Genomic DNA, 26,359 nt, shown 5'->3' on the forward strand with positions numbered 1-26,359 from the left:
CGATCGCGTAGCATCGCTTACATGTTGAACCTGGAGCGGCTGCGCACCCTGGATGCCCTCGCCCGGCACGGCTCGGTCAGCGGGGCGGCCGACGGGCTGCACGTCACGACATCGGCGGTCTCGCAGCAGATGGCCAAGCTGGAGCGCGAGGTGGGGCAGCGGCTGCTCGCCAAGAACGGCCGCGGTGTCCGCCTCACCGACGCCGGCCGACTGCTCGCGGACCACGCGGCGCGGATCCTGTCCCAGGTGGAGCTCGCCCAGTCCGACATCGAGGCCCAGCGGGGCGAGGTCGTCGGCGAGGTGCGGATCTGCGCCTTCCCGACCGCGGCCCGGGGGCTGTTCCCCGCGACGCTCACTTCCCTGCGCGCGGACCACCCCGATCTCACCGTCCGTACCCGCGAGTTGGAGCCCGAGCAGGGGCTGCGCGCGGTGTTCCGCGGAGACGTCGACCTGGCCGTCGTGCTCGACTGGAGCAACAAGCGGCTGCCGGTGCCCGGCGGGCTGACCAGGGCCGAACTCCTCGACGACGCACCGGACATCGCCATGCCCGCCGGGCATCCGCTGGCGGACCGCGACGAGGTGGACCTGGAGGACTTCGCGGACGATCCGTGGGTGTCCTGGCCCGAGGGCGAATTCTGTTACGACTGGCTGATGTTCACCCTGCGCTCCCGGGGCATCGAGCCGCGCATCGCCCACCTGGCCGGTGAGCACCATACGCAACTGGCCCTGATCGCTGCCGGGTTCGGCGTCTGCGTGGCCCCACGGCTGGGGCGCGGACCGATTCCCGAGGGGGTTCGCCTGGTGCCCGTGCGCCAGACCATGCGGCGGCACATCCACGCGGTCTGGCGCACGGACGCGGACCGCCGCCCGTCCGTCCGGGCCGCGGTGGCGGCGCTGCGCGCGGCCGGTGCGGGCGTGGCGGCAGACGGAGGGTGAGCCTCCGAGGGGGAGAGAGCGCGCAGAAGGGGCGTGCCCTCGGGGCTCAGGTGAGATCGGCGAGCTTGCGGAAGTCCCAGGAGGTGATCTTCTCCGGGGTGATCCGCAGCCAGGCGTGCCGTCCGTCGTGCGGCATCTCCGTCATGCCGAAGTACTTCACCGGGAACAGCCGCTCCGGCTCCGCGAGTTCGGGACAGGGCTCGCCCGTACGGGGCGCCTCGCCGACGAACTCCGCCCGGCCGGTCAGCTCCACGCCGCGCAGTTCCTCGTACTCTTCGCCGTCGTCCACGACCACGGCGATCCTGGGGTCCTTGCGCAGCTGCGACCAGCGCAGGCTGCGCGTGATGGAGTACAGCCAGAGCGAGGCGCCGTCCCAGACGAACCACAGCGCACCGACGTGCGGAGCGCCGTCGGAACCGAGCGTCGCCACCCGGCAGGTGCGCTGTTCGCCGAGGTAGGCGTCCCGCTCCTCGGGCGTCATCATGATCCGGCGGCCTCGTCGCTGGGTGTCGGTCATGGCCGCCCTCTCCTCGATGTCCATGATGCTGACTGGGTGTCAGGAATCATGGACGCTCTTCCTTCGTGACGCAATGGCCGCTACTCTCGCGCGCCCGAAGACAGGACGCCCGAGGACAGGACGCCCAAGGACATGAGAGGAGTGCCCGTGCCGTCGAGGGAATCGCACGAGCGGCTTGTCGCGCTGCTCGACCCCGCCACCACCGTTCTTCTGACCGTCGAGTGCCAGCAGGGCGTCGTGGGCCCGGACAGCGCCCTGCCCGAACTCGCCGCCGCCGCCCGCTCGTCGGGCGCGCTGGCCAACATCGCCCGCCTCGTCACCGCCGCGCACGAGAGCGGCGTCCAGGTGATGCACGCGGTCGCCGAGAGCCGGCCCGACGGGCGCGGCGGCAACCGCAACGCCCGGCTCTTCCGTGCCGCCGCCCGGCTGCCCGTCCAGCAGCACACCGGCAGCACCGCCGTCCGGGTCGCACCGCCCATCGAGGTCGCCGACGAGGACCTCGTCGTCCGCCGGCTGCACGGACTCTCGCCGCTGGCCGGCACCGATGTCGATCCGCTGCTCCGCAACCTCGGCTGCCGCACGCTCGTCGTCACCGGCGTCTCGGCCAACATCGCCATCCCCAACGCCGTGTTCGACGCGGTCAACCTCGGCTACACAGCCGTCGTCCCGGCCGACGCCATCGCGGGGGTGCCCGCCGAATACACCCCCGCCATGGTCCGTAACACCCTGGCCCTGGTCGCCACCGTCACCAGCACGGACGCGGTCCTCGGCGGCTGGAAGCGGCCCCGCAGAACGGGTGCGGCTACGCCAGCCTGATCGCATCGCCCTCGACGGTGATCTCGCGGGCGGGCAGCGGCTGGGTGGCGGGCCCGCCCGTCGGGCTGCCTGTGGCGGCGTCGAAGGTCGAGTTGTGGCAGGGGCAGGTGATCATCCCGGCCGAGACGTCCTTGACCGCGCAGCCCTGGTGGGTGCACGTGGACGAGAACGCTTTGAACTCGCCCGGTTTCGGCTGGGTCACCACGACTTTCTGCGCGGCGAAGACCACCCCGCCGCCCTCCGGGATGTCGGCGGTGGCGGCGAGCACCGCACCGCCCTGCTGCTCGCCGCCGCTGCCGGGCTGCTGGACCGAGTCGGAGCCTCCCGAACCGTTCGATCCGTCCGATCCGCCGCACGCGGTGAGGGCGGCAGCCGCTCCGGCCGCTCCCACCGCGGCGACGACCGTGCGGCGTCCGAGGAGGCTCCGGTGCTCCTGCGTTGCGCTCATCGCGGCATTCCCTTCGTCGGTGTCCCCGTCTCGGGCACGTCGGTCAGAGGTACGTGCCCTACGACCGCGATGTTCACGCCGACGACCGCTCCGTACGCAGGTGGCCCGGCCTGTCAGGCCTTACGGAGGCGGGCGACGATCCCGTCCAGATCCCGCCGGAACAGATCGGGCCGGACGAAGTGACCGCCGGGCACCTCGTGCCACTCATGGGCAATCCCCGCCGCGCCGAGACTGCCCCGGAACTCCCGCTGCCCTGCCAGGACTTGGGTCTCGTTGACCGTGTCGAACCAGTTGACCGGGTTGGGGCTGGTCCCGGCCACCAGGAACACCCGTTTGTTCCGGTAGCTCTCGACCCGCTGCACCGGATTGTCGGCGCTGACCCGCGCCTCGTCCCACAGCGGCGCGCCGTAGACCGTGCCGCCGCCCAACTCCACCGCTGCTGAGGACAGGTTGGCCCAGTGGGTGACGAGGCCGGCGTCGCGGCGCAGACTGGCCGGGCCGGAGTGGGAGCTGACCGAGGCGAAGTGCCCGTAATACTTCGCCGCGTACTTCAGCGCGCCGAATCCGCCCATCGAGAACCCGGAGACCGCCCTGCCGTTGTACTCCGCGTACGTACGGAAGTTGGCGTCCACCCACGGCAGCAGCTGGGCGATGTGGAAGGTCTCCCAGTTGCGGGGGCCGACGTTGGAGGCGACCGGGTTGGAGTACCAGCCCGCGGCGCCGCCGTCCGGCATCACCACGATGAGCGGCTTTCCGGCGGTCCAGGCGCGGATGCCCATCCGGTCGAAGGTGATGAAGTCCTGCCCGGTACCGCCCCCGTGGAACAGATACAGGACCGGATACCGGCGCCCGCCGGAGTGGTAGCCGTCCGGCAGCAGGACGTTGACGCCGGGGTTCCAGCCGATCGCGTCGGTCGCGAAGCGGAAGTAGCGCATACGGGGGTCGCGCTCGTCGCGGTCCACGATGCGCAGACCGAAGCCGTCGCCCACCGCATGGGCGGCGGACGCCGACGCCAGAACGCCTCCGGCGCCGAGCGCCGTAGTCGCGGTGACTCCGGCGGCGGCCTTCAGAATGCCTCTGCGCGTGGGCCGTTGGGTGCTCAACGTGACCTCCTGGTCAAGGGAGTGAGGGTTGCGGGATGCGTGGTGCGAGGTGTCAGGCCGAGTAGCCCTTCGGCGGGATGAGGCTGGCCAGCTGGTCGAAGGAGATCCAGTAGATCTGGTTGCCGCCGAAGGACGCGGGGTCGGCGATGAGGACCGTGCGGTCGACCGCGTCGTAGCCGAAGACGGTGAAGTAGTGGTAGATCGTCTGGTCCGGCGGGTAGCCGGGCGGCTGGTTGCCGGGCGGAGCGACGATGTTGGCGACCAGCGGATAGTTGCGGTCGATGTCGAAGACGATGTCGTGCCACAGGAGGTCCCGCTGCGCCTGGGTGGGCGGGTCGTTCGGCATCTCCTTGGTCTCGTACCAGCCCCCGCCGAGACGGGCGTTGAGCACGGCGGTGACCTGGCCGATGTGATCGGTGCCCGCCTCGGTCGTGCCGAGCTGCGCCGCCAGCTCGCCCTGGCTCGGCGGTGCGGTGCGGGCGGAGAGCGCGATGCGGGTGGCGGCGGGGCCGCACCAGTAGCCGGTCTGCTGGACCTGGTAGTCGATCTCCAGCCACCGGGCGTCGCCCGCCCGCCCGGCGTCGACGCGCAGCTTCGTCCCCGGCTCGTCGTATCCGGAGGCGAGGGCCGTGCCGGCCGTCGAGTCGTGGGCCCGTACGTCCACGACCGGGACGGCGGGGGAAGGGGAGGCCTGGGCGGTGCCGGGGAGGAGCAGTGCTCCGAGGGTGAGTGCTGCGATCGTGGCCGGGACAAGTCTCGCGCGCATGAGGGCTCCTGTGGGGGACGGGGCCGTACGGGAACGTCACCGTGCGGGGACGGGGTGGGGCCGTCCGGCCGGGCGGTGACTGGGGACAGCGTGGAGGCCCGGCGGCGACGGGCACAAGCGCTGTAAGTCCAGGCTTACGGGCGGGAGTTCGCCGCCCAACGCGCGTTCCGCCCCACCCGCGCTCGCCCTACGCGCGTTCCGCCCCCACCCGTGCTCCGCCCTACGCGCGTTCCGCCCGGCGGTCCTCCGCGGCCAGCAGCGCGCGCCCCTCGGCGGTCGCGACGTGGAAGGCGCGGCCGGCCGTGCGGACGGTGGTGGTCAGGCCCGCCTCGCGCAGGACGTTCATGTGCTGGCTGACGGCCGGGTGGGTCACCTGGAGCATCCGGGCGGCCTCCACGGTCGAGCATCCGGTGCGGGCGGCCCGCAGCAGGTCGGCGCGGGTCTGCCCGAGGAGACGGCCGAGTGGGCTCCGGCCCGTCGCCGGTGCCGTGGCCCCCGTGGTGTCCGCCCAGCCGGCCGAGTGGTGGATGGGGTGCACCAGGACGGGCGGCAGCTCACCGTCCGCCAGGGTGGTCGGGGTGGGCCAGCAGAAGAACGACGGCTGGAGCACCAGACCCCGCCCGTTCAGCCGCAGATGCTGGTCCACCGGGTAGGTGACCTCCAGCACGGGCGGCCGCCAGTGGACGTCGGGCCCGAGGCCGGTCAGCAGCGCCTCGGTGCCGCCGTCCATCAGATGCCGTGTCCGCAGCGCCCGGTCGGCCTCCAGGGCCGCGCGGACCTGCCGCCAGTGCGGTACGAGCGCTTCCGCCTGGTAGGCGTGGAGGGCTTTGCCCAGCCGAGCGAGCGCGTCCGGGTCGCCCTCGGCCAGGGCGGCGGCCCAGCCGGGCAGCCGCCTCGTCCCGGCCAGCCGGGTCAGCTCCGCCCGCAGCCTCGGCCGCGGCGTGCCGAGCAGGGTGTCGACGGCGGCCCGGAACGTGGTGCGGTCGCCGGAGGTGGGGGTGAGGAAGTCGGGGGAGTACCCGTGGGGCGGCAGGAGCGGCGAGAGCAGCCGCCGGCTCTCCGGGAGCCGGGGCCGCACCCAGCGCCTCCAGGCCCCGAACACCCGCTCCCCGTCCGTCCGTTGCAGGGTCTGCACGCTGTTGGTGATCTCCCACAGGAAGTCCGGGCCCGGGGCCACCCTGACCCGCGTCAGGTCCTCGGGGGTGAAGTGGATCCGCAGCATGGACGCTCCAGGGGAAGGCGAGTCAGACCGCCGCACCCGGGACCCCCGCCGGCCACCGCACCCGCGGCCCGGCCGACTGCCCGCCGTGCGAACACCGGCGGGCAGCAGCCCTCTTCCCGCACCGACGGCGAACAGGCCACTACCCGCCACCGCCACGGGATATGCCGGGCGCGGGGATCTCCTACGCCTGCGCGAAGTTCTGCATGTAACGGCCCGCTCACGGGAAGCGCGCCGCCGCTGTTGAGCAGCAGCAGGTCGACCGCTTGCCGCGGCGGCGGCGACCTCAGGACACGGCCGGACCGGCCGCCCTCTGCCCCAGCGCCGCCTCCAGACGTTCGACGGCGGCGGTCAGGATGTCCGTGGACGCCGCGAACGAGAGCCGTACGTGCTGTTCCGCGGTCGGTCCGAACGCGCTTCCGGGAGTGACGACCACCCCGGTGCGGTCGATCAGCCAGGCGGCGCACTCCTGAGCCGAGCCGAATCCGAGACCGGAGATGTCGGGCAGCACGTAGAACGCCCCTTCGGGGTCCGCGCAGGAGACGCCGGGGATCCTGTTGAGCCCGGCGACCAGGAGTCGGCGCCGGTCGTCGTACCGGGCCACCATCTCCTCGACGCAGCCGCGGGTTTCGTCGGCGAGCGCGGCGAGCGCGCCGTGCTGGACGAACGAGGCGGCGCAGCCGACGGTGTGCTCCTGGACCTTCACGACCTCCCGCATCACGGCGGCCGGGCCCGTCACATAGCCCAGCCGCCAGCCCGTCATGGCGTAACTCTTGGAGAAGCCGTTGACGGTGAGAGTCCGGCCCTCGCAGCCGGGCCGGGCGGCCAGGCTGAGATGAGGGCGGTCGCCGTAGCGGATGTACTCGTAGATCTCGTCCGCGAGCACGACGAGGTCGTACCGGTCGGCGACGCGTGCGACGGCGTCGGCCTCGGCGGCCGTCAGCATGCGGCCCGTCGGGTTGTTGGGCGAGTTCACCAGGATCGCCCGGGTGCGCGGGGTGACGGCGGACGCCAACTGCTCGGCGCTGAGGGTGAAGTTGTCCCGGGGATCGAGAAGGACGTCGATCGGACGCCCGCCGAGCAGGGTGATCATCGGCGCGTAGCTGACCCAGGCCGGTGAGGGCAGCAGCACCTCGTCGCCGGGCCCGATGACGCCGGCGAGGGCGATGTAGGCGGCGTGCTTGGCCGAAGGGGTGACGATGATGTCGGTCCCCGGGTCGGCGACGATCCCGTTGTCCCGCAGCAGTTTGGCGGCGATGGCCTCGCGCAGCCGGGGGATGCCGCGACTCGGCGTGTAGTGCGTGAGGCCGGACCGCAACGCCTCGGCCGCCGCGTCCGCCACGTGTCCGGGCGTCGGGAAGTCGGGTTCGCCGCCGCTGAGGTTGAGCACGTCGACGCCCCGGGCCTTCTGCCGCTGGACCTCGTCGAGCAGGGCGACGGTGGGCGAGCGCCCGATGGAGGCGGCGACCGGCGGGGGCCCGGCCCTCACGCGGCGACCCGCCCGGCCGTGGGCAGCGCCCGCTCGACGCTGCTCACCTCGGCGGTACGGGCGAGCATGAGCAGCGCCGCGTCCTGAAGCTCCTGGTCGCCCGTGGCCGTCGCGTCCTCCAGCACCTCGACGGCGAAATCGCGGTCGTGCGCCTCCCGGGCGGTCATCAGCACGACCAGATCGGTGGCCACCCCGGTGAGCAGCAGCGTCCCGATCTTCCGGGACCTGAGCAGGGATTCGAGGTTCGTGCCGTAGAAGGGGCTCACCCGCTGCTTCACCACGACGTTCTCACCGGGCTCGGGCGTCAGCCTCTCGTGGACCCGGGTCCCCCAGCTGCCGAGGGTGAAGCGGCGCTCCGGGTCGGGCGGCCCGAACAGGTCCGACGCCGGAGGCCAGTCCTCGTAGTGAGCGCTGTAGCCGAGGACCACGTAGATGACGGGGATGTTCCGGGAGCGTGCCCGCTCCACGGCCTGAGCCGTACGTTCGATCACGTTGCGGCGCGCCACCTCCTCCCGGCACACGTGCGCGTAGTGCCCGTCGGGGTGGACGAGTTCGTTGACCATGTCGAGGACGAGCAGTGCTGAGCGGGACATCTTCAACCTCGTATCGCCAGGGGTCGGGGGGTGTTCAGGTCGGCGGGCCGCAGCAGGTGCGCCGCGACGTCGTCCGCGTCGCGCATGAACTCGCTCCAGCCCGCGGGGCCGGTCGCGACGACCTGGGTGAAGTAGCGGGAGTGCTCGGTGGGAATGCCGAGCACATGGAGTCCGGGTTCCGGGCGGCCGTCGGAGCGGACCGGATGGAACGGCGACCGGGACACCGCGAGGCCGCCGGTGGGGAACTCCCCGCCGTTGACGAACTCGCTCCACAGCCCGCGGCGCAGCAGCGCGCGGGTCAGCGCGGAGGTGTCGGCACGGACGTCGACCGCCGGGATCCGGGCGTCGATGACGGTCTCGACCTCCTCACGGGCGCCCCCGACCTGCGGCGAGGTGACGGTGAACCTGCTCGCCCCGGCATCCGCCGCGAACCGGGCCCGCGGGCCGATGACGCGGAGCACCCCGGCGTCGATCAGGGCACGCGTCTCGCGCAGCCTGACCAGGGGCGGCCCCGCCGCGAGGAAGGCGCTGCGCGGGGCGTACCAGTCGATCAGGTCGTCCCGGTGCGAACTCGGCGTCAGGCCACCGAAGTCGGTGAGCTCCCGGATGATCCAGCGCAGGCTGCGCAGGACGTCCAGACCGGCCTTGACCGGGGAGTCCACGTTGCCCCGCTCCGCCTCGCGTACGTCGGCGTCCACGGCGGCGAGCAGTTCCTTGTCGAAGGCGTCCCGGCCGGCGAACGTCCGGCCGGCGAACGGCAGCGCCAGCGTGTCGAAGTCGAGGCCGGGCAGCCCGGCCAGGCCGAAGTCGGCCGCGTGGCGCGCCAGTTCGGCGATGGAGCGGCCCCCGCCGGCCCGCACGCGGGCGGCGAACTCCTCGGCGGTGGCCGCTCCCGAGCGTTCCCGCAGCACGGCGGTGAAGTGGACGAAGTCGACCTCCGCCATCAGCCGGGGCGTCAGATGCCGTCGCATGTCCAGGCGTTCGGACCCCGCCGTGGCGCGGACGAGTTCCTCCGTGAAGAAGACCGGCCGGTGCAGGAACCCCCCGGGCTTCTGGTTGCGGCCGCGCGCCGGCTGCGGAAAGCCGCTGCGCGAACCGGCGACGAGGAAGGGCTCGTTGCCGCTGGGGAGGTAGACCAGGCCGTCCCGGGACTCGGTGAACCGGCCGCCGCGCCCGACCGTGAGCGCCGCCACCACGTCGTAGAACGTGAGTCCCATGCCGATCACACCGGCCTTGCTGCCCGGTGCGACAGCGGACAGCGGCATGTCGGCGGCCGAACCGCCGGGGATGAAGCGCAGGGCCGGATCGCTCTCGGCGAACCGCTGGAGTTCCCGCAGATGTCCCGACAGCCGTGGCCGCGCGTGACCGGTGGCCAGCGCCGCCCTGTCGACGCGGATCTCCCTCCCGTCGTCGAGGGTGAGGCAGTAGCCCTCTCCCTCCTTCCGCAGGTCCGTCACGGTGGCGACGAGCCGGTGCAGGGTGACGGAGGGGGGCAGGTGCCGTTCGATCGCGTCGAGGAGGAAGAGCAGGTACCGCCCGTAGAGGCCGCGCGGCGCGTAGTCGTTCGCGTGATCGTGACCCGGTTCGGTCATGTCCCACCACTGGGCGAACGAGGGCCCGGCTCCGGGACGGGCGGGCCCGGCGTCCGGCGGTCCGGAAAACGCGGTGATCTCCCCGGCCACCGTGTTCATCAGATACCAGTCCGGCTGTCCGGTCCGCCAGATCCGGCCGCAGCCGACCTGTACGGCGTCGATGAGATGGATCTCCACCGGCCCCGGTACCTCGGCCGCCCGGGCGGCGAGCCGCTCCAGGATGCTCAGGGCCCGTGGGCCGCCCCCGACGATCGCGAGCCTGACCGGCGCGCTCATACGGCGGCCCCGCGGGACATCGTGAGTACGAGGGCGGCCAGGCGCGCCCCGTCGTCGCCGAGGCGGTCGGCGTACCGCTGCACGATCCGCCGCTCCCGGCCCGCGGCCAGCCGGCTGCCGCCGTCGCGCATCCGGCTGTGCTGGATCTGCCGGGAGAGCGCCATCCGCTCCTCCAGGAGCGCGATGATCCTCTCGTCGAGCGCGTCGATCCCGGCCCGCCAGGCCGTGATGGGTTCCGTGGCCTCGCCGCTCATGTCGCTCCCTCCCTCCCGGACACCGCCGGTCAGGGACCCCGCACCCGTGCTCACGCGCCCACCACCGCCAGCACGTCGGCCTCGATGAGCAGGCCCCCCGGCAGCTGCACCCATATCGTCGTGCGGGCCGGCGCGACCTCGCCGAACACCTCGTCGAACAGCTCGTTCATGGCCGCGAAGTCCTCCTCGCGCGCCAGGTAGATCCTGACCATCAGCACATCGGAGACGGCGGCACCGGCGGTGCCGAGCAGCTCCCGGAGGTGGGTGAACACGGCTCGGGCCTGCTCACGGAAGCCCGGCACGGGCCCGTCGAGCCGGCCGGGGACGAACGGGACCTGGCCCGAGACCGCCAGGAGCGGTCCGCGGCGTACGACCGGTGAGTAGCGTGCGGCCGGGGCCGGAGCGCCGGGCGCGGAGAACGTCTCGCTGAGCATCAATGACCTTTTCCGGAGAGGTACGGGAAGGGGTTCGGGGCATCGGCGCCGGGCCGGCCGCCGTCAGACCGGGCCGGACCGGCGCTGCCCGGCGGCGGCCGATTCGTACGCCTCGATCTCGGGGAGACGGCCGAGCGTCTCGGCGATCGGGTCTCCCGGCTCCAGCAGCCGGCGGAGCAGCGGCTCGGCGATCCGCACCGGGCTCTCCACCTCTCCGCAGGTCAGCCGCCGGGCCGCCAGATCGACGGTGACGGGCAGCCAGGGATCGGCTTCGACCGCGGCCCACAGCCGCTCGATCACCTCGTGGTCGACCTCGGCCGTCCACAGGCTCCGCATCGTGGCGTTGCCCCGGAAGATGTCACCGAAGCGGCTGGCGACGACCACCTCGAACCCCGCGCTCTGGAGCGCCCAGACGGCCGATTCGCGGGAGGATCCGGTGCCGAAGTCGCGGCCGGCGACCAGGACGGTCGCACCCTGGTGGGCGGGCTGGTTGAGGACGAACGCCGGGTCCGCCCGCCAGTCCGCGAACAGGATGTTCGTGAAACCGTTCGGCCGGAAGTACGGGACGAACCGGGCCGGGGCGAGCTGGTCGGTGTCCACGTCGTCGCGGCGCAGGGGGACCGCGGTCCCCCTGCGGAGGGCGGGCTCGCTCACAGGTCCTCCGGAGTGGTGAGGCGGCCGGAGACAGCCGTGGCCGCCGCGACGCGCGGTGAGACCAGGTGGGTCCTGGACTGCTTGCCCTGACGCCCCTCGAAGTTGCGGTTGCTGGTGGACGCGGCGCGTTCGCCCGGGGCGAGGCGGTCCTCGTTGAGGGCGCAGCACATGGAGCAGCCCGCGCCTTCACGGAAGTCGGCGCCGGCCTCGGCGAACACCTTGTCCAGCCCCTCGGCCTGCGCCTGCCGGCGGACGGCGGCCGAGCCCGGGACGATCAGCAGGTGCACACCGTCGGCCACCCGGCGCCCGGCGAGGACGGCCGCGGCATCCCGCAGGTCCTCGATCCGCCCGTTGGTGCAGGAGCCGAGGAAGACGGTGCTCACCGAGAGGTCCCGGACGGCCTGGCCGGGGCGCAGCCCCATGTAGTCCAGGGACCGCCGGGCCGAGGCCCACTCCTCCTCGGTGGCGAAGTCGGCCCGGGTGGGGATCGATCCGTCGATCAGCAGGTTCTGCGCCGGGTTGGTCCCCCAGGAGACCCGGGGGCCGACGGCGGCGGCGTCGATGTGCACGACGTCGTCGAACCGGGCGTCGTCGTCGCTGCGCATCGCGCGCCAGCGCGGTTCCGCCTCGGCGAACGCGTCGGCCCGGCCCTGGGCCTCCAGCCGGCCGCGCAGGTAGTCGATCGTCGTGTCGTCGGCGGCCACCAGGCCCGCCCGCGAACCGGCTTCGATGCTCATGTTGCAGAGCGTCATCCGGCCTTCCACGGAGAGCCCGCGGACGGCCTCGCCGCGGTACTCGATGATGCTGCCCTGCCCGCCCCCGGTGCCGATCTGCGCGATCAGCGCCAGCGCCAGGTCCTTCGCCGTTGCCCCGTCCGGCAACGCCCCGGAGACCTCGACGGCGAGGTCCCCCGGCCGGTGCACGGGCAGGGCCTGGGTGGCCAGGACATGTTCGACCTGGCCCGTGCCGATGCCGAAGGCGAGCACGCCCAGGGCGCCGAGTGTCGAGGTGTGCGAGTCGCAGCAGACGATCGTCATCCCCGGCTGGGCGAGGCCGAGTTCGGGGACGATGACATGCACGATCCCCTGGTCCGCGTCGCCCAGCCGGTGGAGCGGGATGCCGAACTCGGCGCAGTTGGCGCGGATCAGCTCGCGTTGCCGCCGCCCGGCCAGATCCTCCAGGGCGCCTTGTCGGGTCGGGGTGTTGTGGTCCTCGACGGCGAGCGTGCGGTCGGGGCGGCGGACTTTTCTGCCGGACGCCCTCAAGTCGTCGAAGGCCCGGGGGGTGTTGACCTCGTGCAGGACGTGCAGATCGACGTAGAGCAGATCGGCCCCGTCGTCGAGCGGGCGCACCACGTGCTGGGACCAGATCTTCTCGGCGAGCGTCCTGCCCATCTCAGGCCGCCACCGGCTCGACGGCCCGGGTGAGCCGGAAGACGGACCAGAGCATGTCGATGGGCCGGGTCTCGGAGATGAACGTGAGGCCGTACCGCTCGGCCGACGGTGCGGTGGTGAGCGCCGCCTCCACCCGGCCGGCCCGCGCGGCGAGCGCGGCCGCGCTGGTGGAATCGGTCAGGACGGTCTCCTTGACGCTCATCCCCTTCGGCAGCAGCTGCTCGATCAGCGGTACGGGGGCGGGGTGGCTGGCGATCCGGACCGGCCCGGAGGGAGTGCTGCCGGGCACCACCGCGATGCCGTACAGGGGGGTCCGGTAGTGGTAGGCGCCGACCAGGCTCAGCTCCGTGTTCATGTAGAACTCGGACACGTTGGCGTACGCGTTGGCCACCACCAGCAGATCGGCCGAGCCCTGGAGCACCGCTCTGGAGGCGGATTCGTAGCTGTGGAACAGCGCGGGGGTCTGCTCGACGGAGTCACCGGGAAGCCGCGCTATGAGGTGCTTGGCCGCCAGTTCGCTGCTCGTGCCGGCCGGTCCCAGGGTGGCCACCTTCCAGCCCCTCGCCGTCGTGGGCATGGAGATATCCAGGAATTTCTGGTCTGTCGGTTGCTGCACTGTCTTCCTTCCACCGGTGCTTGCGGGAAGCGGGGCGTGGGAGTTCATCGGGGCGGTACGGGGGTGAGCCAGGTGGCGTACGCGGGGCGCCGTCCCCGTACCACCTCGGTGTACACATCGCGGAGTCGCCGGGTCAGGTCCCCGGCCCGGCCCGTGCCCACCGGGCGGTGGTCGATCGAGGTGACGGGGCAGACCTCGACACCCGTACCGGTGGTGAACACCTCCTGGGCCTCGTCCAGTTCGGCGCGTCCCACCGGCCGTTCCGCGACCGGCAGGCCGAACTCCCGCGCCAGCAGCTCGATCACCGTGGCCCGGGTGATGCCGGGCAGGATGTCGGCGGTGACGGGCGGGGTCGCGATGCGGCCGTCCCGGCCGACGACGAAGACGTTGGACGTGCTCGCCTCGGTGAGGTTGCCGTCGAGGCCGAGCATCAGCGCGTCGTCGCAGCCGTCGGCGTACGCCTCCTCCACGGCCAGGGCGTTGTTGGCGTACGTGCCGGTGATCTTGGCCGCTGACGGGATGCTGACGGACGGCACGCGCCGGAAGCTGCTCACCTTGCAGGCCAGACCCTCGCTCGGGACGTAGGGCCCCATCCGCACCGTGGTCAGCGTGAACTGCGCGGAGACCCCGCTCAGCCGGACGCCGAAGGGGGTGCCCGGTTCGAGCGCCAGCTTGTAGGCGAGCGGGCGGATGTAGGTGTCGCCGTCGCCGTCGCCGCCGTTGCGCCGCAGCAGGTCCAGGACGACGTCGCTCATGTCGTCCACGGTCAGCGGCAGCCGGATCCGCAGCGCGCCGGCGGAGCGCTCCAGGCGTTCCAGGTGCTCACGGAGCCGGAAGACCGAAAGACCGGCCGTGTCTTCCCGGGCGTAGGCACGGATGCCCTCGAAGACACCGGTTCCGTAGTGCAGGGCCTGGGTGCTCACGGGCAGGCCCACCGTGTCGGCGCGGACGAACTCCCCGTCGTGGAAGGCGAACCGGGGCGAGGCCACGGCGGTCGTGGTCATCGCGCGCCACGCCCCGCGGCGATCGCCAGGGCGGCCGCCCGCTCGGGCTCCGCGCCGGAGCCGCGCCGGTCGTGGATGCGCGCGGCCTTCCAGCTGACCATCGCGCCCGTGCTGGTGATGGCGTCCATGGAGCCGAGCACGACCTCGCAGGCGACATGGAAGGTGTCCGCGACGGCCCGCCGGATCGCCACGCGATCGATGGCGGCCCCGGCCTCCTCGTCGACGGGTTCGAGGTTGACGGTGACGAGGTCCTGGCCGTCGGCCTCGTCGATGAGGAGGAAGTAGTCGATGACACCGCGGATATGGGTGAACAGCGTCTGTTCGAGGTCGAACGCGGTCACCCGCCGTCCGGCGAGGCGCAGCGCGTCCCGGCTCCGGCCGATCGGCTGCATCACTTCGGAGACCGAACCGGGCTCCGCGAAGAGCCGTACCAGGTCGCCGGTGCGGTACCGCACCAGAGGCTTGGCCCCCCGGTACAGATGGGTGACGACGAGCTCGCCCTCCCGTACTCCGCCCACCGCCTCGACCGCCCGCCCGGTGTCGGGGTCGATCACCTCGATGTGGTTGTTCAGCGGGACGGTGTGCAGCCGGCCGTCGGCGTGGCAGGCGGCCATGATCGACGCTTCCTGCGAGGCGTACATGCAGTTGTAGACGGCGGCCGACCACAGCGCGCCCAGGTTCTCCAGCATGGCGGGCGAGGTGAGTTCCCCGAGGGTGAGGATGAGCCGGACGCCCAGGCGGCCGTGGAGGTCGATTCCCGCGGCGCGGGCCGCCTTCGCCAGCGAGATGGCCATGCCGGGGGTGCAGACGATCGCGGTGACGCCGAGCTGTTCGAGGAGCGCCAGCGCGCGGGGGAAACCGACGACCGGTGAATGCGGCCACATCTTGACGACGGTGTGGCCCAGGTTGCGCAGTACGTCGCCGAAGGTGTCCCCGGTCGAGTGGAGTTCGGTGGGCCCCATGACCGCGACGACGTGACGCTCGCCGTGCTGGGCGAAGATCTTCTCGTACGCCAGGGTCAGGGCCGTGTTGTTGACGATGGAGTCCCGCTCGTCACGGGGGCACGGGGTGGCCCGGCCGGTCGTTCCGGTCGTCTCGTAGTAGACCCAGGCCCGGTCGATCGGCTGCGACATGACGTCGAACAGATCCGCCCGCAGATCGTCCTTGGTCGTGAACGGCACCGCGGCGAAGTCCTGGGGGCTGATCGGACCGGCCGCCGGCACCGTCACGCCGCTCAACCGGTCGGCGTAGAAAGCCGAGTTCGCCCGGACGTAACGGATGGTCTCCGCCGCCCGCTCCATCTGGAGCGCGTGCACTTCCCCGGGCTGCCAGCCGCCGTCGTGGAGCCGTCGCTGCTCGGCCAGGGTGTCCTGGGCGTAGGCCGCGAGTTCCGGCCTGAAGAGGGTGAACACCGGTGTCCTTTCGATCGGTTGACATGGAGGTCGGCGAGGAGCTGTGGAAGGCCGTCCCGGCGCGGGCCCGGAGCGCCCGGACTCATCCGGCCCGGCCGGGCTCGCCGAGCAGCGCGCCCTCGGACCGGTCGAGATCGACCACCACCCAGGTGCTCAGCTCCTTCCAGGCCCGCACTCCGCGCTGGTGGTCCGGGTGGTGCTGGTACCTCTCCAGCGCGGCCCGGTCCGTGAACAGGCCGATGACGGCGAAGTCGTGGGCCGCCTCGCGGGGAGTGGTGTTGCGGCCGACCGACCAGGACCGGATCTCCGGGATGTGCTCGGGGTGCCCGCGCGAGATGCGTTCGGCCTCCACGGCCCGGGGGTCGTCCCAGGTGACGCCCGGAAGGAAGCGGAAACAGACGATGTGGCTGATCATCCCCGGGCCCCGGTCAGCCGGGTACGGGAGCGAGGTCGGCCGCCAGGCGCTCGCGGAGGACGGAGATGTCCTCGCAGTCGCTCTCGGCGCGCTCGAAGATGTACCGGCGGTAGACCTCGTCCAGTTCGGCCTTGTCGATCTCCAGCCCCAGTTCGCCCAGAAGGTGGCGCAGCACCGCCCGGCCGGAGTGCCGGCTGATCAGCAGGCTGCGCTCCCGGCCGAACCGGGCCGGCTCGACGTACTCGTACGTCGCCGGGTTGCGGAGCATGCCCGCCTGGTGGATCCCCGCCGCCGTGCCGAAGGCGTACTTGCCGAAGATCGCCTTGTTCCGGGGCTCCTCCAGCCGGATGATCTCGCGGAGCCGGTTGTAGACGCTGTAGATGCCCGCCAGGTCGGCCGTGGAGTACAGGCCGATCCGCTCGCCCTTGTAGGCGAGGAAGGCGCAGACCTCCTCCATGGCGGTGTTGCCGGCGCGCTCGCCGATGCCGCCGACGGTGACCTGGACGTCGTCGGCACCGGCCTCCAGCCCCGCGATGGCGTTGGCGGTCGCGACACCGAAGTCGTTGTGGCAGTGCACACCGATGCGCACCGGGGCGGGCGCCCACGACCGGATCCGGGCGATGAGATCGCCGAACTCCGCGGGGGACGCGCAGCCGGAGGTGTCGGCGACGGGGATGTAGCGGGCCCCGGCCTCCACCGCCCGCTCGGTGAGCTGTTGCAGATAGCCGAGGTCGCCGCGGGTGGCGTCCTCGATGCCCACGGCCACGGTCTCCACCCCGAGGGAGGCGGCGAACCGCGCCGCGTCGACGGCGTCCTCGATCGCCTGCTGCCGGGTGATGCCGAGCTTGTGCTCCAGGTGGATGTCGCTGCCGGTGCCCATGATCTGGAGTACGTGGTTGCGACCGCCCGCCGCCTGCACCGCCGTCTCGACGTCGTCCCGGCGGGCCCGGGAGAGGGTCGCCACCCGGGCCCGGGAGAGCGCCGCGGACACCGCCTGGGTGGCGTCGAAGTCGTTGGACGAGGACGCCGGGAATCCCGCCTCGATGATGTCCACGCCCAGCGCTTCGATCCGCAGGGCCAGATCGAGTTTGTCCTGGGAGGACATGGCGTTGGCGGGGGCCTGTTCTCCGTCGCGCAGCGTCGTGTCGAATATCTCGATGCGCCGCGGTTCTTTCCTGGTCATTTCTCGGACTCCTTGGATCGAGGAGAGCCGTCGGGGCGCTCCCTGGAACTCCTGCCGTCCTGATGCGCGCGGACCGTTCAGTCGACCGGCCGTACCGGCTGCTCCCATACGACGAATCCGACGGCGCCCTTCGGACTGCGCGGGGTGTGAACGCTGTCCGGTGGCATGACCAGCAGGCTGCCCGCCGGATAAACCCCGTCGTCGGTCTCGATCTCGCCCTCGAGAATCCAGATGATCTCGTATCCGGGATGCCGGTGCGGCTGGGCTTTCCCGTTCGGCAGGTAACGGACGATGGCCGCCGCCGGACCGTCCGCGCCGGTCTCCCGCGTCGAGTACAGCGAATGCATTTCCACGCCGACGCGTCCGTCGCGCATCAGCGGCTGGAACTCGTAATCCACGGGGCCGAACGATTTCCCCGGTATGCCTCCGTACAGCTGCGGAAGCGCGTTCGTGCCGTTCTGTTCCGACATGCTCATCCCTTTTTCTTCCGGTCCTGGGGCGGAGGGGTTTCAGTCGCCGACCTTGCCGGGGATGCCGTCGATCCAGGCGTCCCGGTGCGCGTCGGCGGCGGCCCGGTCGGAGAAGGCGTAGGTCTTGAGCAGCCACCGGCCGAGCGCACGCGTGGAGTCCTGGATCTCGATCTGCTCCCGGTTGTGCAGGGCGCTCTGGTTGGCGAACGTGAGCACGTCGCCCTGCTGCATGCGGTGCCGCTGCTTGGGCACCCGGGTCAGCGCGTTCTTCAGCGCCAGCAGGGCGTCCTTGGCCTCGACGGGCGCGTCACCGGCGGCTGTGGTGTGGGTGTCGAGGTAGCGCAGCGAGGAGACCCCGCTGAGGATCGGATGGGACGGCGTGCTGTCGAGTTCGGTGTTGGCGTCCCGGGAGACCACGTCGAACGGGGTGACGAAGTAGGGCTCGCGGAGCACCTGCTGGGTCTCGGGCGACAGCTCGGCCAGGAGCCGCCGGCCGGCGACGAAGCCGGTGTAGACCAGGTCGTCGGGCGGGCAGCGCATGCCCAGCAGCGTGATGTAGTCGGCCCGGACGGGGTGGGCCGTGCGGTCGTTGTGGAACACGACCTCGCCGCCGTTGTAACCCGTCTGCTGTCCCAGGTACTTGTTGATGGCGACGACGTCGATGAAGAAGTCCCCGCCGAACCGGTTCGCGTAGGAGAGCAGCGGGGTCCGGGTGATCTGGGCCAGCAGCTCCAGGAATCCCTCGCCGATGAACGTGACCTTCCGGCTCTTCTTCTCGGCGGAGGGGTCCTCGTTGCCGATTTCCGGAAGGTCTTCGTCGACCGGGCAGTTCCGCAGGACATGCGCCTCCGAAACGCCCGAGGAACGTTCCTCCCTGATTTGGTCGGCCGCGCGGAGCAGCCTTTCGGGTACTCCACCGTCGATCACGAGCTTGGAGACGCGGTCACTGAATGCGAGATAGTCCTCGTAGGGACTCACCTCGACGGTTTCCAGCCTTTCGATGAGCTGTGAGCGTTCACTGTCCGTCAGAACGAGCAGGGCTTCCAAAACCGACTCCCGGAATCGCTTGATGGGGCACGGTTATTCAAGCAACCTGCCGCATTCCCCACATCGGCTGACGGTCGAGACCGGCCTCCACCTATGGAGGATGTGCGTACGGGGGCGGGTGGCCCGGGGACATGACGGAGAAGGCGCGGACCACCCCGCCGGGGTGGTCCGCGCCTTCTCCGTCATGTCCCCGCTCGGGGGCGGGTGTCAGTGGGCTGCCGGTGTCAGTGGGCGTCGTAGATGCCCCGGTAGTGGCCGAGGGCGGTCTCGTGGATCTTCTCGTCGCTCCAGGAGTCGAAGCGGCCGGGGGAAAGACGGTCGGGGTCGAGAAGGGCGTCGCCGGTGCCCAGCAGCATGTTCGCGAGCTGCCGGCCCACCCCGCCGGCGTGGGTGACCCAGGAGGCCTCCGCGAACCACAGACCGGGCACCCCGGCGGCCGGTCCCACGAGGGGCAGTTCGTCGGGGGTGAGAGCGAAGACACCGTTGAGCCTGCGCCCCCGGGGCGCCTGCCGGAAGGCCGGCACCAGGGCGAGCGCCTCCTCGATCGCCGTGCCGAACTCCGCATCGGGGAAGGGGAGTTCGGCGGAGGTGAGCTCCGGGCCCGGGGTGAGCGGCAGTGCGGTGTGGGCGTAGCTGCCCAGTCCGTACCGGCGGCCGTGGCGGCGGGTGTAGACCGCCTGGTCCGGGTAGCGGACGATCGGGGTGTCCAGCGGGGTGTCGTCGAGCCCGGGCAGTTCGGCGGTGAACACATAGGGGTGCTGGACGTCGACCATGGGGAGCCGTACCCCCGCCTGCGCCGCCAGGACCGGGCCCCAGATGCCGGTGGCGAGCACGACCCGGTCGGCCGGGATCAGCCGGGCGTCCTCGCCCGCCCGGACGCCGATGACCGCGCCGCGCTCGACCTCCAGCCCGCGCACCGCCGTGTTCCAGCGGAAGCGGACTCCGCCGCGCTCGGCGGAGTCGACCAGGGCGTGGGTGAGCGCCGCCGGATCGGCGGCTCCGTCGGCCGGGATGTACAGCGCCCCCAGGGCCTTCTCCGCGTCGACCAACTCCGGTGCCAGCGCGGCGGCTTCGGCCGCGCCGATGACCCGCGCCTCGATGCCGAGGGCCCGGCCGTGTTCGACGTCGCGGTGGGACTGCTCCAGGCGGTCGGAGTTGGTCGCGATCTCCAGGCAGCCGACCTGCCGGAAGACCGGTGCGGGCGCGGTCCGCGAGAGCTCCAGGTAGGTGGCGACGCTGTCCTTCGCCAGCACGGCCAGTTCCCCGGTGGCGCTGAGCTGACCGACGAACCCGGGTGCGAGCCCCGTGGATCCGGGCAGGGTCGCCCGGTCACGGGCGTCCAGCACCGTCACCCGGCCGTGTCCCAGCTCGGCGAGGTGATGGGCCACCGAGGCCCCCACCACTCCGGCCCCGACGACCAGGATCTCTTCCGTAGCCATGGCTCTCCGTCCTCGGTATCCACTTCGATATACCCGCCGTGCGGGCGTGGATCAATTTTGGCGGCAGTGATGCTATGTTTCGCGAACATTGTTCGGCAATACCGATTGCGAGTGAAGCAATGGTGCAATCTGTTCAGCGTGCGGTGCACATTCTACGAGAGCTGGCCACCGCCGGTCCTCGTCTGGGTGTCACGGAACTCGCCGCTCGGATCGGGGTATCCAAACCGACCGTGCACGCGCTGCTGCGCACGCTGGAAGCGGAGGGGCTGGTACGCCAGGAAAGGGAGACCAACAAGTATCTCCTCGGCTCCGGCCTGCTCCGCCTCGGCAACGCGTACCTGGAGACCCAGGAACTCCGGTCGCGCACCCTTCCCTGGGCCGACGCCCTCGCCGAACGCACCGGCGAAGCGGTCTGGGTCGCCGTACTGGACAACGACCGGTACGTCCTCGTCGTACATCACGTGCTCCGGCGGGGGAGCGGCGTACAGATCCTGGAACTCGGCGCCAGCATTCCCTGGAACACCTGCGCGCTCGGCAAGGCGATCGTGGCCTTTCTGCCGCAGCAGGAGCAGGAAGCCCTGCTCCAGGGCGAGTTGGCCAGGCTGACCGGACAGAGCGTGGCGGACCCCGGCACGCTCTCGGCCCAGCTGGAAGAGGTGCGCCGGGTCGGCTACGCCCAGGAGGACCAGGAAAGCGTGCTGGGCGAAGCCGCGATCGCCTCACCGGTGTTCGAGCGGCACGGGTATCTGGCGGGCGCCATCGGCATCGTCGGCCCGGTCGAACGGCTGCTGGCGGACGACCGTCAGCAGTACGCGGTGGCCGTGCGCGAGGTCGCGACACTGCTCTCCCGCGAACTCGGAGCGGGCCGGGGCGTCGCCTGGCAGGCCCGGCCCGAGAACTCCGCCCCGCCGGTTCCGTAGGGCGAAACGCCCCGCCCCGGGACGACTTGACGCCGTCGCGGGGCGGGGCGCTGCCCGCACGATCCGTGCCTCAGGAACCCAGCAGGCGTGCGACGTCGACCAGCCGGTGCGAGAAGCCGGACTCGTTGTCGTACCAGCCGAAGATCTTGACGTGGCGTCCGTCGCCGGTGACCGTCGTCAGCTTCGAGTCGAAGATGCAGGACGCGGGGTCGCCGACGATGTCGGTGGAGACCAGGGGGGCGTCCGTGTGGCGCAGGACGCCGGCCAGCGGACCGGCCGCCGCGTCGGCGAACAGCCCGTTGATCTCTTCGACGGTCGTCGGCCGGGAGGTGTACGCCGACAGGTCGGTCAGCGACCCGACCGGGACCGGCACGCGCAGGGACAGACCGGCCAGCCTGCCGTTCAGCTCGGGCAGCACGGCGCCGATGGCCTTGGCCGCACCGGTCGACGTGGGCACGATGTTGAGGGCGGCCGAACGGGCCCGCCGCGGGTCCTTGTGCGGCCCGTCCTGGAGGTTCTGGTCCTGCGTGTACGCGTGCACGGTGGTCATCAGGCCGTGTTCCAGGCCGACTCCCTCGTGCAGCACCTTGGCGAGAGGCGCCAGGCAGTTCGTGGTGCACGAGGCGTTGGAGACGATGTGGTGGGTCGCCGGGTCGTAGTCCTGGTGGTTGATGCCGTACGCGAGGGTGATGTCCTCGTTCGTCGCGGGGGCCGAGATGAGGACCTTCCGCGCGCCGGCCTCGATGTGCGCCCTGGCCTTGGTGCCGTCGGTGAAGATGCCGGTCGACTCGACCACGACGTCGACGCCCAGCTCGTCCCAGGGCAGCTTGCCCGGGTCGCGCTCCGCGTGGACCGCGATCTTCCGGCCGTCGATGACCAGGGAGTCGCCGTCGGCCTCGACCTGGGCGTCGAGCCGGCCCATGGTGCTGTCGTAGGAGAGCAGATGCGCGAGCGTCGCCGCGTCCGTGAGGTCGTTCACCGCCACCACGTCGAGGTCGGTTCCCCCGGTGAGCGCGGCTCGCAGGAATCCGCGGCCGATGCGGCCGAACCCGTTGATGGCGACCTTGGTGCTCATGTCTTTCTCTTTTCTCTCTGTGGCCGAATGCGTCATGACCGGACGCATCGTGCGGGAATCGAAATCGAGACAGAATTCCGGGAAGCAGCCGGATCCGGAGAAGCGGCCGGTTCTATTTGCGTGCCGCGAGCAGAACTCCGACACCACCGAGAACCAGCCCGAAGATCGCGGAAAGGTTGAGCGTCTGGCCGATGATCAGCCAGGCGAGCAGGGCGGTGACGGCGGGGGTGAGGAAGAAGAGCGTGCCCACCCGGTTCGCGGCCTGCTTCTTGAGCATGAAATTGAGCAGCAGGAACGTCCCCACGGAATTGATGAGGACGATCCAGGCCAGCGATCCGCCGAACGCGCCCCAGTCGGTGACCTCGGGATCCTCCAGCGTCAGGGTCAGGATTCCCATCACCGGGGCGCTGGCGAGGAAGTGCACGGCCGTACTGCTGCGGACATCCGCTCCCGGGGTGAACCGCTTCTGATAGACGGTGCCCACGCTCAGCCCGAGGAGTCCGATGAAGGACAGCACGATCGCGCTGACGGAGAAGTGCAGCGCTCCGCCGACCGCGAGCAGCACCCCGGCGCCACCGATGACGAAACCCAGCCACTGCCGCCCGGTGATCTTCTCGCCCAGGAACATCCCGGCCAGCAGGGCGATCAGCACGGGGTTGAACCCCTGGATCAGCGCCACGACGCCCCCGGGCAGTCCCGCGCCGATCGCCGTGTAGAAGGCGCCGAACTGCACCGCCTGCATCAGCAGGCCGACGACGACGACATGCAGGAGCAGCCGCCCCCGGGGCCAGGGCGATCCGCTCACCCCGGCGATCACCGCGAGCAGGACGCCGGCGATCGCGAAGCGGGCGAACGTCAGCAGGAGGGGCGGTGCCGCGTCGGTGCCGAGCACGGCCGCGATGAACGCACTGCTCCACAGGACCACGAAGACGGCCGGGACCGCCGCTGTGGCCCAGGGCGGCGGCGGGGCGGCGGTGGGCTGCTCCGCCGGAGCAGTCTTGAGATCGTCGCGTTGCATGGCGGAGACGCCTCCCACGGGAAAAGTAACCGTACAGACAGGTTCGCCGGAACCCTACCGAGCCTTGGATCAACCAGTCAATGTGGTTACCCTGACGGCATGAACTTCGCATTTGTCAGCGGCAGCGTGGCCCTTGACTTCGTCGGAACGGTGCAGGCCCGACGCGATGCCCCGCTGGACCTCCTGACCACATCGGCCGATCTGTCCGCCTGGTGCGCCGCCTCGGGGGTCCTCGACGACCCGCCGGCGGCGACGCACGCCGACCTGGAAGCGGCGGTGGATCTGCGGGAAGCCGTCTACCGCCTGTTCCTCGCCTCGACCTCCGGCTCTCCGTACGCCCCGGAGGACTGCGCCGTGGTGAACCTCGCCGCGGCCCCCAATCCGGCCCGCGTCGAACTCCTGCCGGACGGCGCGGTGAAGCGCCACGGCGAGGTCGACGCCGCTCTCTCAGCGGTGGCCCGGGACGCCGTGGAACTGCTCCTCCAGTCGGCCCACCCCGTGAAGGAGTGCTCCGCGCCGCGCTGCACACGCCTCTACGTCGACCGCTCGCACCGCGGCTCGCGCCGGTGGTGCGACATGACCCGGTGCGGCAATCGGGCCAAGGCGGCCATGTACCGCGCGCGCCACGCCTGACCGGTCCCGGTGGAGCCGTCGGGCGCGCGGGCCGTCTTCCCGTACGCGCGCCGGCTTCACCGGGAGGTCCTGGCGGAAGCCGGGGCCGCCACCCGGGCCAGCGACCGGAAGAGGAGCGTGGTGGACGCGGCGCCCGGGTCCATGTGCCCGACGCTGCGATGCCCGAGGTAGGACGCCCGCCCCTTGCGTGCCTGCATCGGGATCGTGGACCAGGCGCCGGCCGCCGCGGCCGGCGCCGCTGCCGACGCCGCCGCGCCGAGATCCCCGGCCCGGACGGTACGGAAGGCCGTCAGCGCCGGGATGAAGGCGTCCACCATCGTCTTGTCGCCCGGCGCCGCGGCGCCCAGCCGGACGATCGCGTCGAGCCCGGCCGTGAGCGCGTCCCCGAACTGCGCGGCGTCGGCCCTGGCCGCCGGCAGTGCGGTTCCCATCGCGGAGAAGGCGCCGCCGTACAGCACTCCGGAGGCCCCTCCGACATGAGCTCTGATCAGCGCTCCCGATTCCCGCAGCACTTCGCCGGGAGAATCCGGTATTTCGCCCGATTCCAGCCATCTGCGAACGCGGGAGAGCCCTCTGTGGAGGTTGACTCCGTGATCCCCGTCGCCTATCGCGGAGTCCAGGGTGGTCAGATGGTCTTTCTCTGCAAGGGCAGCCTCTTCGAAAGCCAGAAGCCAGGATTGAGCAAGCGCTCTGTCCACACGGTTTCCTTCACTTGCGACGGTGGTGGGGGAACGCCGCCCCTCGACCACATTGTCAAGCGACACCGCAGGATGCTCATGTGAATGGCCGGAATCAGACCGGTCATTTACTCTAGTGCGTCACTCCGGCGCGAACAACGGGCCGTTGAGTAAAGAGAAAGCCAAACGGCCTTCAGGGATTGGATCCGGGCGCTCTCCGACAGTTTTCAGCCAGGATTTCCGGAAAAGCTGGCATGTGAGGTGCGAGCCTGCATGTGATCTGAACTCCATTCAGCATTGCTGAACGCGATTCCGAGAACTAGGCTCCCGTCCGTCAACCGAGCATCCTCGCGAAGGGCGTACCCATGTCTCTGGAGCGTGATCTCTTCGGTGCCGGCCGGCCCACCGACGAAAAGGTGCGGGTCCTGGTGGCGGACGGCGACCCGGCATCGCGCCATGTCCTCACCCGTGTCCTGCGCAGATCGGCGCACCTCGATGTGGCGGCCGCCATCAGCAGCCAACAGCCCCTGCACCAGTGGCCCTTGGGCGGGGCCGATGTGGTGGTGCTGGTGTCCGCCCCGCACGAGAACACCATGGACCGGGTCCGGCTCCTGGCCTCGCGCGAGGTGCGCGTACTGCTCATCGGCACCGGCTGGAACAAGTACCGTCTCGACGCCGCCTTCGCGGCCGGCGCCACCGGCTGCCTGGCGAAGGACCTCGGGCCGGCCGGAGTCGCGGCCGCCGTCCGTGCGGTCGCCTCCGGACACACCGTCCTCTCCCCGGAGTTGCGCGCCCTCTACGTGCAGCGGCCGCCCGTCCCTTCGGGCTGCCAGGCCGACGGGGCCGAGGAGCTGCTGCCCACGCTCACCTCCCGTGAGCAGGAGGTGCTGCGGAATCTGGCCGAGGGCATGTCGACAGCCGAGACCGCGGCCCGGCTGCGCGTCTCCCCCGCCACGGTCAAGAGCCATGTCTCCCACGTCCTGACCAAGCTGGGCGCCCGCAACCGCCTGGAAGCCGTCCTGCTGTTCCAGCGCTCGTGCGAACGCGCCGCTGAGACGGTGCTGGGCTGCCCCCGCTCCGCCCTGGCCGGCTGACGGCGAACAGCGCGCCTCCCCCTCCTCGTCCATCGGCGGATGACGGGGTCCGGCCGGGCATGGATGATCGCAGCGTGCTCGAGCTCTGCCAGGGGCGGCACCCCTGGCAGTACGACCTAGGGGGAGGCCGCCATGCCTGGCATCGAGTTGATCGAGCGTGAACGCAGCACCGGACTCAGGACGAGGGTCCTGCTGATCGAACAGGATCCGATATCGCGCCACGTCCTGACCGCGATCCTCGAACGTGACGACCAGCTGGAGGTCGTCTCCGCGGACGACCCGGAGGACGACGACGCGGTCGGCATGGCCGCACACGCGGAGGCCGTCATCGTCTCCATCGGCTCCGGCCAGGACATCCCCGCGTTCGTCGCCGAACTGACCGCGCGTCACGGCACACGCGTCCTGCTCGTCAGCAGCAGCTGGTCCGGCCGGCTGCTGGACTCCGCGCTGGCCGCGGGCGTCACGGGGTGCCTGCTGAAGGAGGCCGCGATGCCGAACCTGGTGGGAGCGGTCCGGGCCGTGCACGCCGGACTCTCGGTGATCTCGCCGCAGATCCACCGGCGCATGATGCGACGCGAGGCGGGATGGGACGCGTCGGCGACCCGGGAACGGCCCGGCGAGCCGCCCATGACCCGGCTGGTCGCGTCGCTGTCCCCGCGGGAACGCCAGGTCCTGTGGCTGCTCGCCGAGAGCCGGACCACGTCCGAGGTGGCCGACCAGCTGCTGATCTCGCCGACCACGGTGAAGAGCCATGTGTCCAACGCCCTGACCAAGCTCGGCGCCCGCAACCGGGTCCAGGCCGTCCTGGCCGTACGGGAGTTCATGGCCCGGGACGCGGAGTCACCCTCGGGGTGAGTCCGCGTCC

At 71.4% G+C, this 26,359-nt stretch carries 29 protein-coding genes; 6 read left to right on the forward strand and 23 right to left on the reverse strand.

What is annotated here, in order from left to right; all coding sequences use genetic code 11:
• Positions 1-21: 21 nt before the first annotated feature.
• Complete coding sequence (locus tag A3Q37_RS29635; RefSeq protein ID WP_065489148.1) at positions 22-936, forward strand: LysR family transcriptional regulator; 915 nt, start codon at positions 22-24, stop codon at positions 934-936.
• A 46-nt stretch (positions 937-982) separates the two neighbouring features.
• Here the strand turns inward: A3Q37_RS29635 and A3Q37_RS29640 are convergent, their stop codons facing one another.
• Complete coding sequence (locus A3Q37_RS29640) at positions 983-1,453, reverse strand: pyridoxamine 5'-phosphate oxidase family protein (protein ID WP_065489233.1); 471 nt, start codon at positions 1,451-1,453, stop codon at positions 983-985.
• Between the two features lie 147 nt (positions 1,454-1,600).
• On the opposite strand from A3Q37_RS29640, the gene A3Q37_RS29645 reads away from it, so the two are divergent.
• The gene (locus tag A3Q37_RS29645; protein WP_065489150.1) at positions 1,601-2,269 is read left to right on the forward strand and encodes a cysteine hydrolase; all 669 of its coding nucleotides are present in this window, start codon (positions 1,601-1,603) and stop codon (positions 2,267-2,269) included.
• Here the strand turns inward: A3Q37_RS29645 and A3Q37_RS29650 are convergent.
• The 19 genes from A3Q37_RS29650 to A3Q37_RS29740 all read right to left on the reverse strand — a co-directional run bounded on the left by A3Q37_RS29650 (position 2,256) and on the right by A3Q37_RS29740 (position 20,077).
• Positions 2,256-2,717 carry a Rieske (2Fe-2S) protein gene (locus A3Q37_RS29650; protein WP_065489151.1) on the reverse strand — a complete coding sequence of 154 codons (462 nt, stop codon included), beginning with the start codon at positions 2,715-2,717 and terminating at the stop codon, positions 2,256-2,258. The two genes, A3Q37_RS29645 and A3Q37_RS29650, sit on opposite strands and share 14 nt — an antisense overlap.
• Positions 2,718-2,830: 113 nt before the next feature.
• Complete coding sequence (locus A3Q37_RS29655; protein ID WP_065489153.1) at positions 2,831-3,820, reverse strand: alpha/beta hydrolase family protein; 990 nt, start codon at positions 3,818-3,820, stop codon at positions 2,831-2,833.
• A 52-nt stretch (positions 3,821-3,872) separates the two neighbouring features.
• Entirely contained in the window at positions 3,873-4,586 is a 714-nt protein-coding gene (locus A3Q37_RS29660; RefSeq protein WP_065489155.1) for a C39 family peptidase, read from the reverse strand.
• Positions 4,587-4,806: 220 nt separating this feature from the next.
• Positions 4,807-5,808, reverse strand: a complete 1,002-nt coding sequence (locus tag A3Q37_RS29665; protein ID WP_065489156.1) for a winged helix-turn-helix domain-containing protein — start codon at positions 5,806-5,808, stop codon at positions 4,807-4,809.
• 283 nt (positions 5,809-6,091) lie between these two features.
• A complete protein-coding gene (locus A3Q37_RS29670; RefSeq protein WP_065489157.1) occupies positions 6,092-7,294 on the reverse strand; it encodes a pyridoxal phosphate-dependent aminotransferase in 1,203 nt (400 codons plus the stop codon).
• Entirely contained in the window at positions 7,291-7,887 is a 597-nt protein-coding gene (locus A3Q37_RS29675) for a cysteine hydrolase family protein (RefSeq protein WP_065489158.1), read from the reverse strand. The genes A3Q37_RS29670 and A3Q37_RS29675 overlap by 4 nt, the downstream gene beginning before the upstream one ends.
• 2 nt (positions 7,888-7,889) lie before the next feature.
• The gene (locus A3Q37_RS29680; protein WP_065489159.1) at positions 7,890-9,755 is read right to left on the reverse strand and encodes an FAD/NAD(P)-binding protein; all 1,866 of its coding nucleotides are present in this window, start codon (positions 9,753-9,755) and stop codon (positions 7,890-7,892) included.
• Positions 9,752-10,009 (reverse strand): chorismate mutase, encoded by a 258-nt coding sequence (locus A3Q37_RS29685; RefSeq protein ID WP_065489163.1) that lies wholly within the window; start codon positions 10,007-10,009, stop codon positions 9,752-9,754. Before A3Q37_RS29685 ends, A3Q37_RS29680 begins: the two co-directional genes overlap by 4 nt.
• Positions 10,010-10,059: 50 nt before the next feature.
• The gene (locus A3Q37_RS29690) at positions 10,060-10,443 is read right to left on the reverse strand and encodes a RidA family protein (protein ID WP_065489171.1); all 384 of its coding nucleotides are present in this window, start codon (positions 10,441-10,443) and stop codon (positions 10,060-10,062) included.
• Positions 10,444-10,506: 63 nt separating this feature from the next.
• Positions 10,507-11,097 carry a 3-isopropylmalate dehydratase small subunit 2 gene (locus A3Q37_RS29695; protein ID WP_065489173.1) on the reverse strand — a complete coding sequence of 197 codons (591 nt, stop codon included), beginning with the start codon at positions 11,095-11,097 and terminating at the stop codon, positions 10,507-10,509.
• Positions 11,094-12,491, reverse strand: coding sequence for a 3-isopropylmalate dehydratase large subunit (leuC, locus tag A3Q37_RS29700; protein ID WP_065489174.1), 1,398 nt, complete (start codon positions 12,489-12,491; stop codon positions 11,094-11,096). Before leuC ends, A3Q37_RS29695 begins: the two co-directional genes overlap by 4 nt.
• A gap of 1 nt (position 12,492) precedes the next feature.
• Entirely contained in the window at positions 12,493-13,107 is a 615-nt protein-coding gene (locus A3Q37_RS29705; protein ID WP_255311982.1) for a prephenate dehydratase domain-containing protein, read from the reverse strand.
• A gap of 44 nt (positions 13,108-13,151) precedes the next feature.
• Positions 13,152-14,111 carry a branched-chain amino acid transaminase gene (locus A3Q37_RS29710; protein ID WP_065489177.1) on the reverse strand — a complete coding sequence of 320 codons (960 nt, stop codon included), beginning with the start codon at positions 14,109-14,111 and terminating at the stop codon, positions 13,152-13,154.
• Positions 14,108-15,523, reverse strand: a complete 1,416-nt coding sequence (locus tag A3Q37_RS29715) for a phenylacetate--CoA ligase family protein (RefSeq protein WP_065489179.1) — start codon at positions 15,521-15,523, stop codon at positions 14,108-14,110. The genes A3Q37_RS29710 and A3Q37_RS29715 overlap by 4 nt, the downstream gene beginning before the upstream one ends.
• A gap of 82 nt (positions 15,524-15,605) precedes the next feature.
• Positions 15,606-15,938, reverse strand: coding sequence for a Dabb family protein (locus tag A3Q37_RS29720; RefSeq protein WP_065489185.1), 333 nt, complete (start codon positions 15,936-15,938; stop codon positions 15,606-15,608).
• 13 nt (positions 15,939-15,951) lie between these two features.
• Complete coding sequence (locus tag A3Q37_RS29725; RefSeq protein WP_065489191.1) at positions 15,952-17,121, reverse strand: LeuA family protein; 1,170 nt, start codon at positions 17,119-17,121, stop codon at positions 15,952-15,954.
• Between the two features lie 77 nt (positions 17,122-17,198).
• Entirely contained in the window at positions 17,199-17,591 is a 393-nt protein-coding gene (locus A3Q37_RS29730) for a cupin domain-containing protein (RefSeq protein ID WP_176711534.1), read from the reverse strand.
• 39 nt (positions 17,592-17,630) lie between these two features.
• Positions 17,631-18,569 carry a TauD/TfdA family dioxygenase gene (locus A3Q37_RS29735; RefSeq protein WP_218064576.1) on the reverse strand — a complete coding sequence of 313 codons (939 nt, stop codon included), beginning with the start codon at positions 18,567-18,569 and terminating at the stop codon, positions 17,631-17,633.
• A gap of 293 nt (positions 18,570-18,862) precedes the next feature.
• On the reverse strand, positions 18,863-20,077 hold the full coding sequence (locus tag A3Q37_RS29740) for an FAD-binding oxidoreductase (protein WP_065489195.1): 1,215 nt from the start codon (positions 20,075-20,077) through the stop codon (positions 18,863-18,865).
• Positions 20,078-20,196: 119 nt separating this feature from the next.
• Here A3Q37_RS29740 and A3Q37_RS29745 point away from each other — a divergent pair, with 119 nt between their 5' ends.
• The gene (locus A3Q37_RS29745; RefSeq protein ID WP_065489198.1) at positions 20,197-20,997 is read left to right on the forward strand and encodes an IclR family transcriptional regulator; all 801 of its coding nucleotides are present in this window, start codon (positions 20,197-20,199) and stop codon (positions 20,995-20,997) included.
• 70 nt (positions 20,998-21,067) lie between these two features.
• Here A3Q37_RS29745 and gap read toward each other — a convergent pair whose 3' ends face one another.
• Both gap and A3Q37_RS29755 read right to left on the reverse strand, forming a co-directional pair.
• Positions 21,068-22,072, reverse strand: a complete 1,005-nt coding sequence (gene gap, locus A3Q37_RS29750) for a type I glyceraldehyde-3-phosphate dehydrogenase (RefSeq protein WP_065489200.1) — start codon at positions 22,070-22,072, stop codon at positions 21,068-21,070.
• Positions 22,073-22,184: 112 nt separating this feature from the next.
• Entirely contained in the window at positions 22,185-23,090 is a 906-nt protein-coding gene (locus A3Q37_RS29755; RefSeq protein ID WP_065489202.1) for a DMT family transporter, read from the reverse strand.
• Between the two features lie 99 nt (positions 23,091-23,189).
• On the opposite strand from A3Q37_RS29755, the gene A3Q37_RS29760 reads away from it, so the two are divergent.
• On the forward strand, positions 23,190-23,723 hold the full coding sequence (locus tag A3Q37_RS29760) for an ABATE domain-containing protein (protein ID WP_065489206.1): 534 nt from the start codon (positions 23,190-23,192) through the stop codon (positions 23,721-23,723).
• 56 nt (positions 23,724-23,779) lie between these two features.
• On the opposite strand, the gene dhaL is transcribed toward A3Q37_RS29760, so the two are convergent.
• Positions 23,780-24,487, reverse strand: a complete 708-nt coding sequence (gene dhaL / locus A3Q37_RS29765) for a dihydroxyacetone kinase subunit DhaL (RefSeq protein WP_369691475.1) — start codon at positions 24,485-24,487, stop codon at positions 23,780-23,782.
• Positions 24,488-24,765: 278 nt separating this feature from the next.
• Here dhaL and A3Q37_RS29770 point away from each other — a divergent pair, with 278 nt between their 5' ends.
• Together A3Q37_RS29770 and A3Q37_RS38250 are read left to right on the forward strand one after the other, a co-directional pair.
• Complete coding sequence (locus A3Q37_RS29770) at positions 24,766-25,494, forward strand: response regulator transcription factor (RefSeq protein ID WP_065489209.1); 729 nt, start codon at positions 24,766-24,768, stop codon at positions 25,492-25,494.
• Between the two features lie 132 nt (positions 25,495-25,626).
• Entirely contained in the window at positions 25,627-26,349 is a 723-nt protein-coding gene (locus A3Q37_RS38250; protein ID WP_065489211.1) for a response regulator transcription factor, read from the forward strand.
• The last annotated feature ends 10 nt before the right edge of the window (positions 26,350-26,359 follow it).

Origin of the sequence: Streptomyces sp. PTY087I2, from assembly GCF_001687325.1 — a bacterium.
Lineage (GTDB): Bacteria > Actinomycetota > Actinomycetes > Streptomycetales > Streptomycetaceae > Streptomyces.